Genomic DNA, 15,667 nt, shown 5'->3' with positions numbered 1-15,667 from the left:
TCGCAGGTTCAAATCCTGTCCCCGCAACCAAATGGTCCCGTGGTGTAGTGGTTAACATGCCTGCCTGTCACGCAGGAGATCGCCGGTTCGACCCCGGTCGGGACCGCCATTTTATATAAAGAAAAGAACGAAACAGCTTGTTTCGTATTTTTTTATTTATTTTTAAGAAAACTTATAAAGACAGTCAAACTAATCCTTAGGAATACTCCTAAGGTCTTTTTTATATGTTCAAAATACCTGTATAATAGAGAGCAGAGAATATTGTGAGTAAAGTAGGTGAAACCTTTGAATAAATATGAAGTTACAACAACTTCGTCTGAAGAAACACAGCAATTATCAGAAAAGCTTGGAAAGCTTGTTACAGCGCAAGATGTATTCATTTTAGAAGGCGATCTTGGAGCGGGTAAAACTACATTTACAAAGGGACTTGCCAAAGGTCTTGGTGTGAAGCGAGTGGTAAATAGCCCAACTTTCAACATTATTAAAGAGTATAAAGGCAGATTGCCACTATATCATATGGATGTATACCGTTTAGCGGAAAGCGAAGAAGATTTAGGGTTTGATGAGTACTTTTTTGGTGAAGGGGTAACAGTTGTAGAGTGGGCTCACTTAATAGAGCCATATTTACCAAATGAAAAATTAAAGATTAGCTTATTTCATGCTGGAAATGATACAAGAAAGATTGTATTAGAACCAGAAGGAGACCGCTATATTAGATTATGTGAGGAGCTATTACAAAATGAAAGTACTAGCAATTGATACTTCAAATTACGTAATGGGTGTTTCTCTTATTGAGGGAGATACTGTTATCGGGGAAATCATTACAAATTTAACAAAGAATCATTCTATACGCCTTATGCCAGCTGTAGATCAACTTTTAAAGGAATGTAATGTCAAACCGAAAGAACTAAATAAAATTGTCGTAGCAGCTGGTCCAGGATCGTATACAGGTGTGCGTATAGGTGTAACAGTTGCCAAAACATTAGCATGGTCATTACAAATACCAATCGTTGGTGTATCTAGTTTAGAAGTGGTAGCTGCGAATGGAGCGAATTTCCAAGGGCTTATTTGTCCTTTATTTGATGGCCGACGCGGACAAATTTATACAGGATTGTATACATACGAGAAAGAACAGCTAACTGCTATAGAAGATGATCGTATTGTTCTAATTGTAGATTGGTTACAAATATTGAAAGAGAAAAAGCAGCCTGTACTATTTATTGGTAACGATGTGAAAATGCATCAGAAAACGATTGTAGAGCATCTAGGTGATCAAGCGATATTTGCTCCTTTTACAAAGAGTAATCCAAGACCGAGCGAACTTGCATTTTTAGGTTTACAAAAGGAAGAGCAAAATGTACATACATTTGTACCGAGCTATTTGCGTTTAGCTGAAGCGGAGACAAAATGGTTAGAAAGCCAAAAGAAATAGGAGATATTAAAATGGATGTTACATTTAGAAAGATGACAACTGATGATATTGCTCAAGTGGTAGCGATTGAAGAAGCGTCTTTCCCAACTCCTTGGACTGCTGATGCATTTCACCGTGAAGTAACAATGAATGAATATTCATATTATATTGTAGTTGAAAAAGATGGCTTAGTAGTTGGATACTGTGGATTGTGGATTATTATTGATGAATCACATATAACCAATATAGCAATTTTACCAGAATATCGTGGTCAAAAACTTGGGGATGCATTGCTTCAGGAGGTAATGAAACAAGCAAAGGAAATGGGAGCGAAAACAATGACGCTCGAAGTTCGTGTGTCAAATGAAGTAGCAAAACAGTTATACCGGAAATACGGATTCCAAAATGGTGGAATTCGAAAACGATACTATACAGACAATTATGAAGATGGTCTTGTAATGTGGGTGAATATATAATGGAAAAAAATACGATTATACTTGGTATTGAGACAAGCTGTGATGAAACAGCTGTAGCAGTTGTGAAAAATGGAACAGAAATAGTAGCGAATGTTGTTGCTTCGCAAATAGAAAGTCATAAGCGCTTTGGCGGCGTTGTACCTGAAATTGCGTCTCGCCATCACGTTGAACAAATTACAGTTGTATTAGAAGAGGCATTAAAAGAGGCAAATCTCTCTTTTGAAGATATTAATGCAATTGCAGTGACAGAAGGACCGGGATTAGTAGGGGCTCTATTAATAGGTGTAAATGCAGCTAAAGCTATCGCTTTTGCTCATAATATTCCTTTGGTTGGTGTCCATCATATTGCCGGCCATATTTATGCAAATCGCTTAGTGAAAGAGTTAGAATTTCCATTGTTATCACTTGTCGTTTCAGGAGGACATACGGAGCTTGTTTATATGAAAGAGCATGGTTCCTTTGAAGTCATTGGTGAAACAAGAGATGATGCAGCTGGGGAAGCTTATGACAAGGTTGCACGTACATTATCTATGCCATATCCAGGTGGTCCTCATATTGATCGCCTTGCTCATGAAGGACAACCAACGATCGACTTACCACGTGCGTGGTTAGAGCCAGATTCATATGATTTTAGCTTTAGTGGATTAAAATCAGCAGTTATTAACACTGTGCATAACGCAAAACAACGCGGAGAAGAAATTGCTCCAGAGGATTTAGCGGCAAGTTTCCAAGCAAGTGTAATAGATGTATTGGTAACGAAAGCTGTGCGTGCAGCTGAAGCATATCATGTAAAGCAAGTGCTTTTAGCAGGTGGTGTAGCAGCAAATAAAGGGCTTCGTACACGATTAGAGGAAGAATTTGCACAAAAAGAAAATATAGAGCTTATTATTCCTCCATTATCGTTATGTACTGATAATGCAGCAATGATTGCAGCGGCAGGTACCATTGCGTATAAGCAAGGGAAGCGTGCTACATTTGCATTAAATGCAAACCCGGGTTTAAATATAGAAGATTAGTTATACACAAAATTAACCACAAGTTGTGGATAAAACCCACATTATCTGTTGATAATGTGGGTTTTATTGTGAATATAAAATGTGAATAACTTTTCGGGTGTTTGTGGATAATGTGGAAAAGTTACTTTAACTTTTGTTTTATAAAGGTGGATATGTGTATAATGTTGTGGATAGAAAAGAATAGGTCAGATATCTGATGACACAAAGTTGCTTCAAGTGGGTAAAAAAAATAAGGTAGCTCAAGAATATGTAGCTACCTTAATGAAAGGTCCTCAACAATTAGACTGTTACGGACAGCTGTATTTTCATCTATCTGCCTTGTTTCTTTCTGTATCTTATTGTTTATAAATAGTGAGATAAATGGAGAGGTTACATATGTAGTTCTTCCCATTCTCCCATATTTTTTTCTAATTGTTCTTGAAGATTTTGTTTCGCTGCTGTAATTTCACTTGCACGTTCATAGTCTGTATATACTTCAGGCAGACAGAGCTGAGTTTCTAATTCTTCGATTTCTTCTTCGATTTTAGAAATGTTTTGCTCCAGTTCCTCAATTTTTCGCATCCGTTGTCGTTCTAACTTTTTACGTTCTTTTTCTTCCGTATAACTTAACTTTTCTTGTGCAAAGTTTTTGGGGACAGAAATTTCTACTTCTTTTTGTGCAAATTCTGCACGCTCAATCATTTCATTTTTCTTTTCAATATAGTAATCATAGTCGCCTAAATATTCTTTCGCACCGTCTGTTGATAACTCAACGACTGTAGTTGTGACACGGTTAATAAAATAGCGATCATGAGATACGAATAAAAGAGTTCCTGGATAATCAATTAAGGCATTCTCTAGAATTTCTTTACTATTTAAATCAAGATGGTTAGTTGGTTCATCGAGAATTAATAGGTTTGCCTTTTGCATCATTAATTTTGCTAGCGCTAATCGGGCTTTTTGCCCACCGCTAAGAGAAGAGACTGGCTTTAATACATCATCACCTGTAAATAAAAAATTACCAAGTAGTGTGCGAATTTCTTTTTCTGGTGCTAGTGGGTAATCATCCCATAGCTCATCTAACACACGTTTAGATGATGTTAAGTTTGCTTGTTCTTGATCATAATATCCAACAGATACGTTTGAACCGAAAGAAATCTCGCCATGTAATGTCTGTAACTTGTTCACAATAGATTTTAATAATGTAGATTTTCCAATTCCATTCGGCCCAACTAGTGCAACGCTATCCCCCCGAGTTAAACGCATATTTACATGTTCGATAATAGGATTTTCATCATAGCCAATTGAAACATCTTTTAATTGGAGGACATCATTCCCGCTTTGTTTTTCAATATCGAAATGGAACGATGCGGATTTGGAATCTCCGACGGGTCTAGTAAGTAATTCCATTCGCTCCAATTGTTTGCGTCGACTTTGTGCTCGCTTCGTTGTAGAGGCACGTGCAATGTTCTTTTGAACAAAATCTTCAAGTTTTGCGATTTCTTCTTGTTGTTTCTCATAGCGCTTCATTTCTTGCTCATATTGTGCAGCTTTTAACTCTAAATATTTACTATAGTTGCCAACATATCGTCTACTTTCTTTATTAGAAATTTCATATACTTGAGTAACAAGTTTATCTAAAAAGTAACGGTCATGAGAAACGATTAAGATCGCACCAGGATATCCTTGTAAGTATTGTTCCAACCACGTTAATGTATCAATATCTAAATGGTTGGTCGGTTCATCTAATATGAGTAAATCAGGGCGCGTTAATAATAATTTTCCAAGAGCTAATCTTGTTTTTTGCCCACCGCTTAATGTAGAAATAGTTGTTTGGTGTGTTTCAGATGGGAAGCCGAGACCGCTTAAAATCGAGCGAATATCAGCTTCATATTGATAACCACCTTGATTTTTATAATCTAACTGTAGTTGATCATACTCACGAAGTAATTTTTCGTAGACGACAGCATTTGAGAAGTTTTCTTCTAATCCCATCTCATGCTCTAACCTTCGCAGTCTTTTCTCCATCTCCTGTAAATGTGTGAAGACAGTTAGCATCTCATCCCAAATTGTTAAAGAAGTTTCTAATCCAGTATTTTGAGCTAGGTAGCCAATTGAAACATCTTTTGGCTTTATTATTTCACCGCTATCATGAGACAATTCTCCGGCGATTATTTTTAATAATGTAGATTTTCCAGCGCCGTTTCGGCCGACTAGTGCAATACGGTCTTTTGTTTGAACTTCCAATTTAATATGAGTTAGAATTGTTTCAGCACCGTATAATTTTGAAAGCCCATTCACTTGTAATAAAATCAATGTTTTCACCTCAAATAAATTCTTAACTTTGCCATGTTTATATTTCTCAATCATACTAAAAATAGTGTATAGTTTAAAATAAAGAGAGTTTTTCTTTCTTTCTTTATTATACAAGGAATGTTATAAGTGCTAAACTTTTGTATTTATTCCAAGTATACGAACAAAGATAGGAAGAGAGGAGAGGTTATATGGATCAGCAAAAGATTCCGCAGGCCACAGCCAAAAGATTGCCTCTATACTATCGATTTATCCAAAACTTATCTCTTTCTGGTAAGCAACGTGTTTCATCAGCAGAATTGAGTGAAGCGGTGAAGGTAGATTCCGCAACAATTCGAAGAGATTTCTCATATTTTGGAGCGTTAGGGAAAAAAGGGTATGGATATAATGTAAATTATTTATTATCATTTTTCCGTGAAACGCTTGATCAAGATGATATAACACGCGTGGCACTTATTGGAGTAGGGAATTTAGGGACCGCTTTCTTACATTATAATTTCACAAAAAATAATAATACGAAAATTGAAATGGCATTTGATGTCGATGAAGAGAAAGTTGGAAAAGAAATCGGAGGAATTCCTGTATATCATTTGGATGAATTGGAAGAGCGCCTAACAAGTGATATACAAGTGGCAATATTAACAGTACCTGCTAACGTTGCACAAGCTGTAGCAGATCGATTGGCTTATACAAGTGTACACGGTATTTTGAATTTTACACCGGCACGATTAAATGTATCAGAAAAAATAAGGATTCATCATATTGATTTAGCGGTAGAATTACAAACGCTTGTTTATTTTCTGAAAAACTATCCACAGTAAAACGCAGAGGGACTCCCTCTGCGTTTTACTGTTTTTTCTTTATGAATTTAACTAAAATCAGTCGAAGCGCTAGATTAAAGTCAATTGTTGCCATAGCAGCGAACAGTATTGTCCAAATGTTCCAAACAGTATCTGTTGCCTTCATAATAGCAAAGACTACAAAGACGCAGCCAAGAAGGAAATATAGTGCTGCCATGAACAAAGGTGAATTTCTCATGTTAAAAATCCTCCGATAAAGCCTTGCATTTTTTCAGCTTCTTTCATTAGCTCTTGTATTTGTTCGTTATTACTTATGAAAACTTGAACTACTGCGACTGCCGTATTCATTCCAACATGAGCCATAATCGGAACGATAATTCGACGCGTTTGCACATATAAAAAGGCAAACACAAGGCCCATAGCAGTGTATATTAATAAGTGTGTAAAATCAAAATGGATAGCAGCAAACACAAGCGAACTAATAATTGCTGCGATAAAGAAGTTGAACTTTTTATATAATGTACCAAATAGAATCTTTCTAAATACAATTTCTTCTAAAATAGGTCCTATTATTGAGATAACAATAAGGAACCATGGAGTCGTTCTTGCAATTTCCATTAAATGTGCGGTATTTTCAGAGCCAGGCTTAATACCTAGTACACGCATTTCGATGACACCTGCAATTCCTTGAGCAAAAAATGCCATAAAGAAGCCAATAAAAATCCAACCAATTGTCGCAGGGATATTCGTGCGTTTTGTATCCAAATGTCTATCGCGAATGTCTGTTCTAAGTAATAACAAGATAATACATAATGCGATAAAGAAGCTAATAATAGCCCAATGACCGGTTAGAAGTTGAAGTTTTTCTTCCCTGGTAAATCCTCTATTATCATATAGCCCAGTTTTTGCAAGAAGGGGCAAGCCAATGATTCCTGATAACTGCATAACAATGTATGTAACGACAATCCACCAATATTGCTTTTTCAAATGGGATAACCATCCTTTCTAATTTTATCTTATGAGATAAGGCCGGATTACATGTAATCAGCCAGCCGAATATATGTAAGTATTGCCTTTATGAAAAATTTTTGTTTAAAAATAAAATAGGAGACAGGAAAAAGGTGTTCGAATAGAGAAAACAACTTATGGTATCTTTCCTATTGTAACATACGATAGGTGGAAACGTTGATTCATATATAGAGTTCTATAAAAAATGATGCTTTGTAGAAAAGTTTATATCGTGATTTGAGAAAAAATTATGATTTTTTTACTTGCAAAAGAAATTGAGATTATTTATTATTATAAGTGTGTTAGCACTCGGAAGACTCGAGTGCTAATAAAGAATTTACATAGAAAAATGAGGAGGTTATTGTTCATGCTAAAGCCATTAGGTGATCGCGTTGTAATTGAACTTGTTCAAGCGGAAGAAAAAACAGCAAGTGGTATTGTATTACCAGACACTGCAAAAGAAAAACCACAAGAGGGTAAAGTTATTGCAGTAGGTACTGGGCGAGTGCTTGAAAATGGTGAGCGTGTTGCTTTAGAGGTAGCAGCAGGCGATCGTATCATCTTCTCAAAATATGCAGGTACTGAAGTGAAATATGAAGGTGCAGACTACTTGATTTTACGTGAAAGTGACATTTTAGCAGTTATCGGTTAATTATATATTTAAAAAATCCAAGGGGGTCAAATATTATGGCAAAAGATATTAAATTTAGTGAAGAAGCACGTCGTTCGATGCTTCGCGGTGTCGACACTCTTGCAAACGCAGTAAAAGTAACACTTGGACCAAAAGGTCGCAACGTTGTACTTGAGAAAAAATTTGGTTCACCACTTATTACAAATGACGGTGTAACAATCGCAAAAGAAATTGAATTAGAAGATGCTTTTGAAAACATGGGTGCAAAATTAGTAGCAGAAGTTGCTAGCAAAACAAATGATGTAGCTGGTGACGGAACAACAACTGCAACTGTATTAGCACAAGCTATGATTCGTGAAGGTTTGAAAAACGTAACAGCTGGTGCAAACCCAATGGGTCTCCGCAAAGGTATTGAAAAAGCTGTTGTTACAGCAGTAGAAGAATTAAAAACAATTTCTAAACCAATCGAAGGTAAATCTTCTATCGCACAAGTAGCTGCTATTTCTGCTGCTGACGAAGAAGTAGGTCAATTAATTGCAGAAGCGATGGAACGCGTTGGTAACGATGGCGTTATTACATTAGAAGAATCTAAAGGATTCACAACAGAATTAGATGTAGTAGAAGGTATGCAATTTGATCGTGGATATGCATCTCCTTACATGATTACTGATTCTGACAAAATGGAAGCAGTTCTTGATAACCCATATATCTTAATTACTGACAAAAAGATTTCTAACATCCAAGAGATCTTACCAGTGTTAGAACAAGTGGTACAACAAGGTAAACCACTTCTTATTATCGCTGAAGATGTAGAAGGTGAAGCGTTAGCTACATTAGTAGTAAACAAACTTCGCGGTACATTCAATGTAGTAGCTGTTAAAGCTCCAGGATTTGGTGACCGTCGTAAAGCAATGCTAGAAGATATCGCAATCTTAACAGCTGGTGAAGTAATCACTGAAGAATTAGGACGTGACTTAAAATCAGCTACAATTGAGTCTTTAGGACGCGCTGGTAAAGTTGTAGTAACGAAAGAAAACACAACAATTGTAGAAGGTGTAGGAAGCACTGAACAAATCGAAGCTCGCATCGGTCAAATCCGTGCGCAATTAGAAGAAACAACTTCTGAATTCGATCGTGAAAAATTACAAGAACGTCTTGCTAAACTTGCAGGTGGCGTTGCAGTAATCAAAGTAGGTGCAGCAACTGAAACTGAGTTAAAAGAACGTAAACTTCGCATTGAAGATGCACTTAACTCAACTCGTGCAGCAGTAGAAGAAGGTATTGTTGCAGGTGGCGGTACTTCACTTATGAACGTATACGCTAAAGTAGCTTCTATTTCAGCTGAAGGCGACGAAGCAACAGGTATCAACATTGTACTTCGTGCATTAGAAGAGCCAGTTCGCCAAATTGCAATCAACGCTGGTCTAGAAGGATCTGTAGTGGTAGAACGTCTAAAAGGCGAAAAAGTAGGCATTGGTTTCAACGCAGCAACAGGCGAATGGGTAAACATGCTTGAGTCTGGTATCGTAGACCCAGCAAAAGTAACTCGTTCTGCACTTCAAAACGCAGCATCTGTTGCAGCTATGTTCTTAACAACAGAAGCAGTAGTGGCTGACAAACCAGAAGAAAATAAACCGGCAATGCCAGACATGGGTGCAATGGGCGGCATGCCAGGAATGATGTAATTTCATTATTCACTAAAACACTCATCTCTTTTCTAGAGATGGGTGTTTTTTGTTATCAAATTCCTCAAAATTATAGTAAAAAAGGTTTTATCGTAACCAGAATATAATTTCTGTAGAATTTTGTCGTGTTCTCTCTTGACCGTATTGATACTTCATTGTTAGAATCTAGAAAGATAATATAAAACAATCCTTCATATATCCTCAATAATATGGTTTGAGAGTCTCTACCGGGTTACCGTAAACAACCTGACTATGAAGGCAGTGCGTCTTATGTTTATAAAGAGCAACATACTATCTTTATAAAGCTAGACTCCTGCCTTTTCTTTATTATGAGACTAGAGGTGGAGGACTGGCTTTTTTTATTATATTGGTAATGCTTTTTGCCTAATTTGGTGAAAATATTTATATACAGAACTAACGTTGGGGTGATTATTTTGAAAAAACAGCACGATACGATTATCGTTTTAGACTTTGGAAGTCAGTACAACCAGTTAATTGCACGTCGCATTCGTGAGTTCGGTGTGTACAGTGAGCTTCATCCACACACAATTACTGCGGAAGAAATTAAAGCAATGAATCCAAAAGGGATTATTTTCTCTGGTGGACCAAACAGTGTATACGGCGAAAATGCATTCCACTGTGATGAGAAAATTTTTGAACTAGGCTTACCTATTTTCGGTATTTGCTACGGCATGCAGCTGATGACAAAACACTTTGGTGGAAAAGTAGAGCGAGCAAACCATCGTGAGTACGGAAAAGCAGTTCTGAAAGTAGAGAATGAATCAAAATTATATACAAACCTGCCAGAAGAACAAGTTGTATGGATGAGCCATGGGGACTTAGTAACAGGTTTACCAGAAGGCTTTGTAGTAGATGCAACAAGCGAATCTTGCCCAATTGCTGGTATGAGCAATGAAGAAAAGCAATTATACGGTGTACAATTCCATCCAGAAGTACGTCACTCTGAGCACGGTAATGATTTAATTAAAAACTTCGTATTCGGCGTATGCGGTTGCTCTGAAGGCTGGAACATGGAGAACTTTATTGAAGTAGAATTAGAAAAAATTCGTGAAACAGTTGGCGACAAAAAAGTACTATGTGCACTTAGCGGTGGTGTAGATTCTTCTGTTGTAGCTGTATTAATTCATAAAGCAATCGGTGATCAGTTAACATGTATTTTCGTTGATCACGGTTTACTTCGTAAAGGTGAAGCAGAAGGCGTTATGAAAACATTTAGCGAAGGCTTCCATATGAATGTTATTAAAATCGATGCTAGAGAACGCTTCATGGAAAAACTAAAAGGTGTAGAAGATCCAGAGCAAAAACGTAAAATCATTGGTAACGAATTCATTTATGTTTTTGATGATGAAGCTTCTAAATTAGAAGGAATGGACTTCTTAGCGCAAGGTACATTGTACACAGATATTATTGAAAGTGGTACAGCAACTGCGCAAACAATTAAATCTCACCATAACGTAGGCGGACTTCCAGAAGATATGCAGTTCAAATTAATCGAGCCTTTAAATACGTTATTTAAAGATGAAGTGCGTGCATTAGGATCAGAACTAGGAATTCCTGATGAAATTGTATGGCGTCAACCATTCCCAGGTCCTGGCCTTGGTATTCGTGTATTAGGTGAAATTACAGAAGAAAAATTAGAAATTGTTCGTGAATCTGATGCGATTTTACGTGAGGAAATCCAAAAAGCAGGATTAGACCGTGAAATTTGGCAATACTTCACTGCGCTTCCTGGTATGCGCAGCGTAGGTGTTATGGGTGACGAGCGTACTTACGATTATACAGTAGGTATCCGTGCTGTAACATCTATTGACGGTATGACAGCTGACTGGGCACGTATCCCTTGGGACGTATTAGAGAAAATCTCTGTACGTATCGTAAATGAAGTAAAACACGTGAACCGCGTTGTGTATGATATTACTTCTAAGCCACCAGCAACAATCGAGTGGGAATAAAAACTATTTATTTGCAGGAAGATCCATCTTATATACAGATGGATCTTTTTGTTTTATACGAACAAAAAAAGTATAATCTGTAAAATCATTCGTTTTTAAGTTGACATATATCTTTCTATACGCTAATATGATTATATATTTGATACAAAAAATGAATATTATGCCGTCGTATAATCTCGGGGATATGGCCCGAAAGTTTCTACCTAGCTACCGTAAATGGCTTGACTACGAGGCGTTTTTATAAAGATAAGGGGAACTTATCTTTATTTATAGAACGCTTCCATGTATATATGCAATGGAAGCCTTTTTTATTTTTTAGGATAAAAGAGGGCTAGGATGAAGTGCGACGAGTCATTATATAACGGAGGAAACGTAAGATGAAACGTTATTTTCAGTTTGATGAGCTCGGTACAAATTATAAGACTGAGTTCATTGCAGGGTTAACAACATTTTTATCTATGGCTTACGTACTATTTGTTAATCCTGCCACACTGTCACTTGGAAATATTAAAGGACTACCGGCAGGAACCGGAATGGATCCGGGAGCAGTATTCGTTGCTACTGCATTAGCGGCAGCAATCGGTTCTTTAATTATGGGGATTTTTGCAAAATATCCAATAGCATTAGCACCAGGTGTAGGAATTACTTCTTTCTTTGCTTACACAGCGGTATTAACAATGGGAGTTCCATGGCAGACAGCAATTGCGGGAACGCTCGTATCAGGGATTATCTTCATTATTATTACAGCTCTTGGTATCCGTGAAAAAATTATTAATGCAATTCCTGCAGAGTTAAAACTTGCGGTAGCAGCAGGTATTGGTTTATTTATCGCCTTTCTGGGTTTTCAAAATGCCGGAATTATCGTGAAAAATGATGCGGTTCTTGTTGGATTAGGAGACTTAACAAAGGGCGCAACATTGTTAGCGATTTTCGGAGTAGTTGTTACGATTATTTTAATGATTAAAAAGATAAATGGTGCAGTGTTCTATGGGATGATCCTTACAGCTATTCTTGGAATGGCAACAGGATTAATTGATACGCCAAAAGCTGTAGTAGGAGCAATTCCAAGTCTAGAACCGACGTTCGGTATGGCGTTAACGCACTTTGGAGATATTTTTACTGTTCAAATGGGGATTGTCATTATAACATTCTTCTTTATCGATTTCTTTGATACAGCAGGTACACTTGTAGCAGTTGTCAATCAAGCGGGGCTAATGAAGGACAATAAATTACCACGTGCAGGGAAAGCATTATTTGCAGATGCGATTGCGACTGTAATTGGCGCGATTCTAGGTACTTCCACAACAACTTCCTATATTGAGTCGTCTGCAGGGGTAGCAGCGGGGGGACGTTCTGGATTTACAGCGGTTGTAACAGCAGGGTTCTTTTTACTGGCACTTGTCTTTTCACCGCTATTAAGTGTTATAACGCCAGCTGTAACAGCACCAGCTTTAATTATTGTGGGAATTTTAATGGTTTCATCTTTAGGGGAAATTGAATGGAAAAAGTTCGAGATTGCAGTACCAACATTTTTCACAATTATTTCAATGCCACTTACCTATAGTATCGCAACGGGGATTGCAATTGGTTTCATCTTCTATCCAATTACAATGGTTGTAAGTGGACGCCGTAAAGAAGTTCATCCAATTATGTATGTAATGGGAGTTTTATTCATACTATATTTTATCTATGTTAGGAAATAAAGGGGTTTTTAAAGGTCTAGACTAAGAGGAGTCTAGACCTTTTTTACGTCTTCAGAAAATCTTAAGGATTTCGCACCGTTTTTCTTTAGAAGTTTTTTTATAATAGAAAGTAGGGAGTTTAAGAATTGTGGGGGAGATATTGTGGGACAAGAAACAATACTTGTTGTAGATGATGAAAAAGAAATTCGAGATTTAATTACAATTTATTTAAAGAATGAAGGATATAACATACTGCAAGCAGGAGATGGAGCAGAAGGGTTAGAGATGTTAGAAAACAATGAAGTTCATTTAGTTGTACTAGATATTATGATGCCGAAAATTGATGGGATTCATATGTGCATGAAAGTAAGAGAACAAAAAGAAATGCCGATTATTATGTTATCGGCTAAAACGCAAGATATGGATAAAATTTTAGGATTAACAACAGGTGCAGATGATTATGTGACAAAACCATTTAATCCGTTAGAGCTTGTAGCAAGGGTGAAATCGCAACTTCGTCGATATATGAAAATGAGTGGATTTATGATTGAAAACGAAAATGAAATAGAGATTGGTGATATGAAAATAAATGTTTCTACACATGAAGTAGTTGTAGCGGATCGAGAGGTGAAATTAACACCAAGGGAATTTTCAATCTTAGAGTTACTAGCGCGTAATCCAGGAATGGTATTCAGTACAGAGCAAATTTATGAAAAGGTGTGGAATGAAAGGTCTTTTCAATCTGATAATACCGTAATGGTGCATATTCGAAAAGTACGTGAGAAGACAGAAGAGAATCCAAGAAAGCCAAGATATATAAAAACAGTATGGGGAGTGGGGTATAAAATTGAAAAAGATATTTAATCCACTTATCTATGTATATAAGAAACTTAGAAGACTGATTAAAAGGGTAGTAAAGAGTGTTCGGCGGAGTATAAGGATTCAGCTTATTACTACGTTTGTTGCATGTGCATTACTAGGACTTTTTGTGTCGTCGAAGATAGTAGCGCCTGTTTTTGAGGATGTAAATCGAGATGGCCAAATTGATTATAGGAAAGGTATGGAGCAAATTAATCATAAAGCTCAAAGTACAGCAGAAATGCTGGTTGCGGAAAATAAGTTAGAGGCTTTACAAAATATGATTGAGGCAGAAAATCAAAGTTTAGAACGGGGAGATGAAAGTTTTAAAATATTAATTACAGATGAAAGTGGTAAGGTTTTGTATAAGACGAAGCAGGCACAAGAAGAACAAATTAATTTGCACAATACAATTCGTAATGTGACATCGTTTGTCATTAATTATTCAAATAATAATGATATTGAAAGATCGAGAAAGGAATTCATTACTTTTTCACCTATTACGATTGAAGATAAGAACTTATATATGTTTGTGAGTGGAATTCCTCAAGGGGAGGTAGTGTATTATAAAGTAGATGGACCATTTCCGTTTTTAATGGGTGTGCTTGTATTTATTTTCTCTTTCTTCTATATAACAAAACGAAAGATGAAACAAATCGAAGCAATGGCACAAGGTGTAAAAGAAATAGAAAAAGGAAATTTAGCTTATCGTATCGAAAAAAAGGGTGAAGATGAAATCGCTGCTTTGACTGAGAATATTAATAACATGGCAGAAGAGCTTATGATTAATATTGAAAAGGAACGTAAGTTAGAAAAGCAAAAAAATGAGCTGATTACGAATGTATCTCATGATTTGCGAACGCCGCTTACTTCTATTATGGGATATTTACGATTGCTTCGAGATTCTAAATATGAAAATAAGGAGCAACATGATGAGTATACAAGGATTGCTTTTGTAAAATCGGAGCAGTTAAAAAATTTAATAGAAGATTTATTTGAGTATACGAAGTTAACGAATGAAAAGGTTGTATTAGAAAAGCAAGAAGTATGTATAAATGAACTTCTAGAGCAATTAATAGAAGAATTAGTACCACAGGCTGAAGAAGAGGGACTGACATTCATAAAGCATTTTCCTGAAGAGCGTGTGTATGCTGCGATTGATTCGGAGAAGATGGTCCGTGTGTTTGAGAATTTATTAATGAATGCGATTAAGTATAGCAAAGATAATGGAGAGATTAAAGTATCACTTCAAAGACAAAGACGTGATACCCAAATCATTGTGGCAAATTATAGTGAAGAGTTTACAAAAGAGGAATTGGCTAATTTATTCGAGCGTTTTTATAAGAAGGATCAATCGCGAAGTAGAGTGACAGAAGGGTCTGGGCTTGGTCTTGCAATTGCAAAAAGCATTGTAGAACTTCAGGGAGGTCAAATTCGAGCTCATTATGAAGAGGGAGAAATTCAGTTTATCGTCTCATTACCTATTATGGAAGAAGAGTAAATGAAGTTGTTTTATTATGAAGAAAAAAGCTTACTTATAGAGGGTAAGTCTTTTTCTTCATTTTTTTTAGAAAAACATATTGACGATTACTATAAAGAAGTGTAGTATTATACGAGTCGCTGAGAGAAATAACGCAAAACGCGACAAACGAGATGAAAAAACTTAGTTGACATTGAAATATAAAAGTGTTAACATAAGGAAGTCGCAAATAAAGCGACAAACGAGTTCTCTGAAAACTGAACGAAACAAACAACGTGAAACGTCAATTTTTATTTATGATGCTAGACAAACTTTATTGGAGAGTTTGATCCTGGCTCAGGATGAACGCTGGCGG

The 15,667-nt window shown here is 36.5% G+C and carries 14 protein-coding genes, 1 tRNA gene and 2 riboswitches; of the genes, 12 read left to right on the top strand and 3 right to left on the bottom strand.

The window, feature by feature from the left end; genetic code table 11:
* Positions 1 to 33: 33 nt before the first annotated feature.
* The 5 genes from MR058_RS22030 (at position 34) to tsaD (ending at position 2,903) form a co-directional block, all read left to right on the top strand.
* Positions 34 to 109: transfer RNA gene (locus MR058_RS22030), tRNA-Asp, on the top strand.
* Between the two features lie 176 nt (positions 110 to 285).
* Positions 286 to 759: a tRNA (adenosine(37)-N6)-threonylcarbamoyltransferase complex ATPase subunit type 1 TsaE gene (gene tsaE, locus MR058_RS22025; RefSeq protein ID WP_242145844.1), complete on the top strand. Its 474-nt coding sequence runs from the start codon at positions 286 to 288 to the stop codon at positions 757 to 759.
* Positions 740 to 1,432 (top strand): tRNA (adenosine(37)-N6)-threonylcarbamoyltransferase complex dimerization subunit type 1 TsaB, encoded by a 693-nt coding sequence (gene tsaB, locus MR058_RS22020; RefSeq protein WP_242145843.1) that lies wholly within the window; start codon positions 740 to 742, stop codon positions 1,430 to 1,432. The genes tsaE and tsaB overlap by 20 nt, the downstream gene beginning before the upstream one ends.
* Positions 1,433 to 1,443: 11 nt before the next feature.
* Entirely contained in the window at positions 1,444 to 1,887 is a 444-nt protein-coding gene (gene rimI / locus MR058_RS22015) for a ribosomal protein S18-alanine N-acetyltransferase (RefSeq protein WP_242145842.1), read from the top strand.
* On the top strand, positions 1,887 to 2,903 hold the full coding sequence (gene tsaD / locus MR058_RS22010) for a tRNA (adenosine(37)-N6)-threonylcarbamoyltransferase complex transferase subunit TsaD (protein WP_242145841.1): 1,017 nt from the start codon (positions 1,887 to 1,889) through the stop codon (positions 2,901 to 2,903). The genes rimI and tsaD overlap by 1 nt, the downstream gene beginning before the upstream one ends.
* A 369-nt stretch (positions 2,904 to 3,272) precedes the next feature.
* On the opposite strand, the gene MR058_RS22005 is transcribed toward tsaD, so the two are convergent.
* Complete coding sequence (locus MR058_RS22005; RefSeq protein ID WP_242145846.1) at positions 3,273 to 5,198, bottom strand: ABC-F family ATP-binding cassette domain-containing protein; 1,926 nt, start codon at positions 5,196 to 5,198, stop codon at positions 3,273 to 3,275.
* A 188-nt stretch (positions 5,199 to 5,386) separates the two neighbouring features.
* On the opposite strand from MR058_RS22005, the gene MR058_RS22000 reads away from it, so the two are divergent.
* Positions 5,387 to 6,016, top strand: coding sequence for a redox-sensing transcriptional repressor Rex (locus tag MR058_RS22000; protein WP_242145840.1), 630 nt, complete (start codon positions 5,387 to 5,389; stop codon positions 6,014 to 6,016).
* A gap of 25 nt (positions 6,017 to 6,041) precedes the next feature.
* Here MR058_RS22000 and MR058_RS21995 read toward each other — a convergent pair whose 3' ends face one another.
* Together MR058_RS21995 and MR058_RS21990 are read right to left on the bottom strand one after the other, a co-directional pair.
* Entirely contained in the window at positions 6,042 to 6,233 is a 192-nt protein-coding gene (locus MR058_RS21995) for a YdiK family protein (RefSeq protein ID WP_242145839.1), read from the bottom strand.
* Entirely contained in the window at positions 6,230 to 6,982 is a 753-nt protein-coding gene (locus tag MR058_RS21990; RefSeq protein ID WP_242145838.1) for a CPBP family intramembrane glutamic endopeptidase, read from the bottom strand. The genes MR058_RS21995 and MR058_RS21990 overlap by 4 nt, the downstream gene beginning before the upstream one ends.
* Before the next feature lie 388 nt (positions 6,983 to 7,370).
* On the opposite strand from MR058_RS21990, the gene groES reads away from it, so the two are divergent.
* The 6 genes from groES (at position 7,371) to MR058_RS21960 (ending at position 15,333) form a co-directional block, all read left to right on the top strand.
* Positions 7,371 to 7,655, top strand: a complete 285-nt coding sequence (groES, locus tag MR058_RS21985) for a co-chaperone GroES (RefSeq protein ID WP_242145837.1) — start codon at positions 7,371 to 7,373, stop codon at positions 7,653 to 7,655.
* A gap of 35 nt (positions 7,656 to 7,690) precedes the next feature.
* On the top strand, positions 7,691 to 9,319 hold the full coding sequence (gene groL / locus MR058_RS21980) for a chaperonin GroEL (RefSeq protein ID WP_242145836.1): 1,629 nt from the start codon (positions 7,691 to 7,693) through the stop codon (positions 9,317 to 9,319).
* 171 nt (positions 9,320 to 9,490) lie between these two features.
* Positions 9,491 to 9,592: riboswitch (purine riboswitch) on the top strand.
* A 161-nt stretch (positions 9,593 to 9,753) separates the two neighbouring features.
* Positions 9,754 to 11,292, top strand: a complete 1,539-nt coding sequence (gene guaA, locus MR058_RS21975) for a glutamine-hydrolyzing GMP synthase (RefSeq protein ID WP_277926671.1) — start codon at positions 9,754 to 9,756, stop codon at positions 11,290 to 11,292.
* A gap of 146 nt (positions 11,293 to 11,438) precedes the next feature.
* Positions 11,439 to 11,540: riboswitch (purine riboswitch) on the top strand.
* A 129-nt stretch (positions 11,541 to 11,669) separates the two neighbouring features.
* On the top strand, positions 11,670 to 12,995 hold the full coding sequence (locus MR058_RS21970) for an NCS2 family permease (RefSeq protein WP_242145835.1): 1,326 nt from the start codon (positions 11,670 to 11,672) through the stop codon (positions 12,993 to 12,995).
* A gap of 141 nt (positions 12,996 to 13,136) precedes the next feature.
* Positions 13,137 to 13,838 (top strand): response regulator transcription factor, encoded by a 702-nt coding sequence (locus tag MR058_RS21965; RefSeq protein WP_242145834.1) that lies wholly within the window; start codon positions 13,137 to 13,139, stop codon positions 13,836 to 13,838.
* A complete protein-coding gene (locus tag MR058_RS21960) occupies positions 13,822 to 15,333 on the top strand; it encodes a HAMP domain-containing sensor histidine kinase (RefSeq protein WP_242145833.1) in 1,512 nt (503 codons plus the stop codon). Before MR058_RS21965 ends, MR058_RS21960 begins: the two co-directional genes overlap by 17 nt.
* The last annotated feature ends 334 nt before the right edge of the window (positions 15,334 to 15,667 follow it).

It is taken from the genome of Bacillus cereus group sp. BfR-BA-01430, assembly GCF_022663115.1.
In the GTDB taxonomy this organism is placed as follows: Bacteria; Bacillota; Bacilli; order Bacillales; family Bacillaceae_G; genus Bacillus_A; species Bacillus_A cereus_BD.
This window is presented reverse-complemented; position numbering and strand designations above follow the sequence as displayed.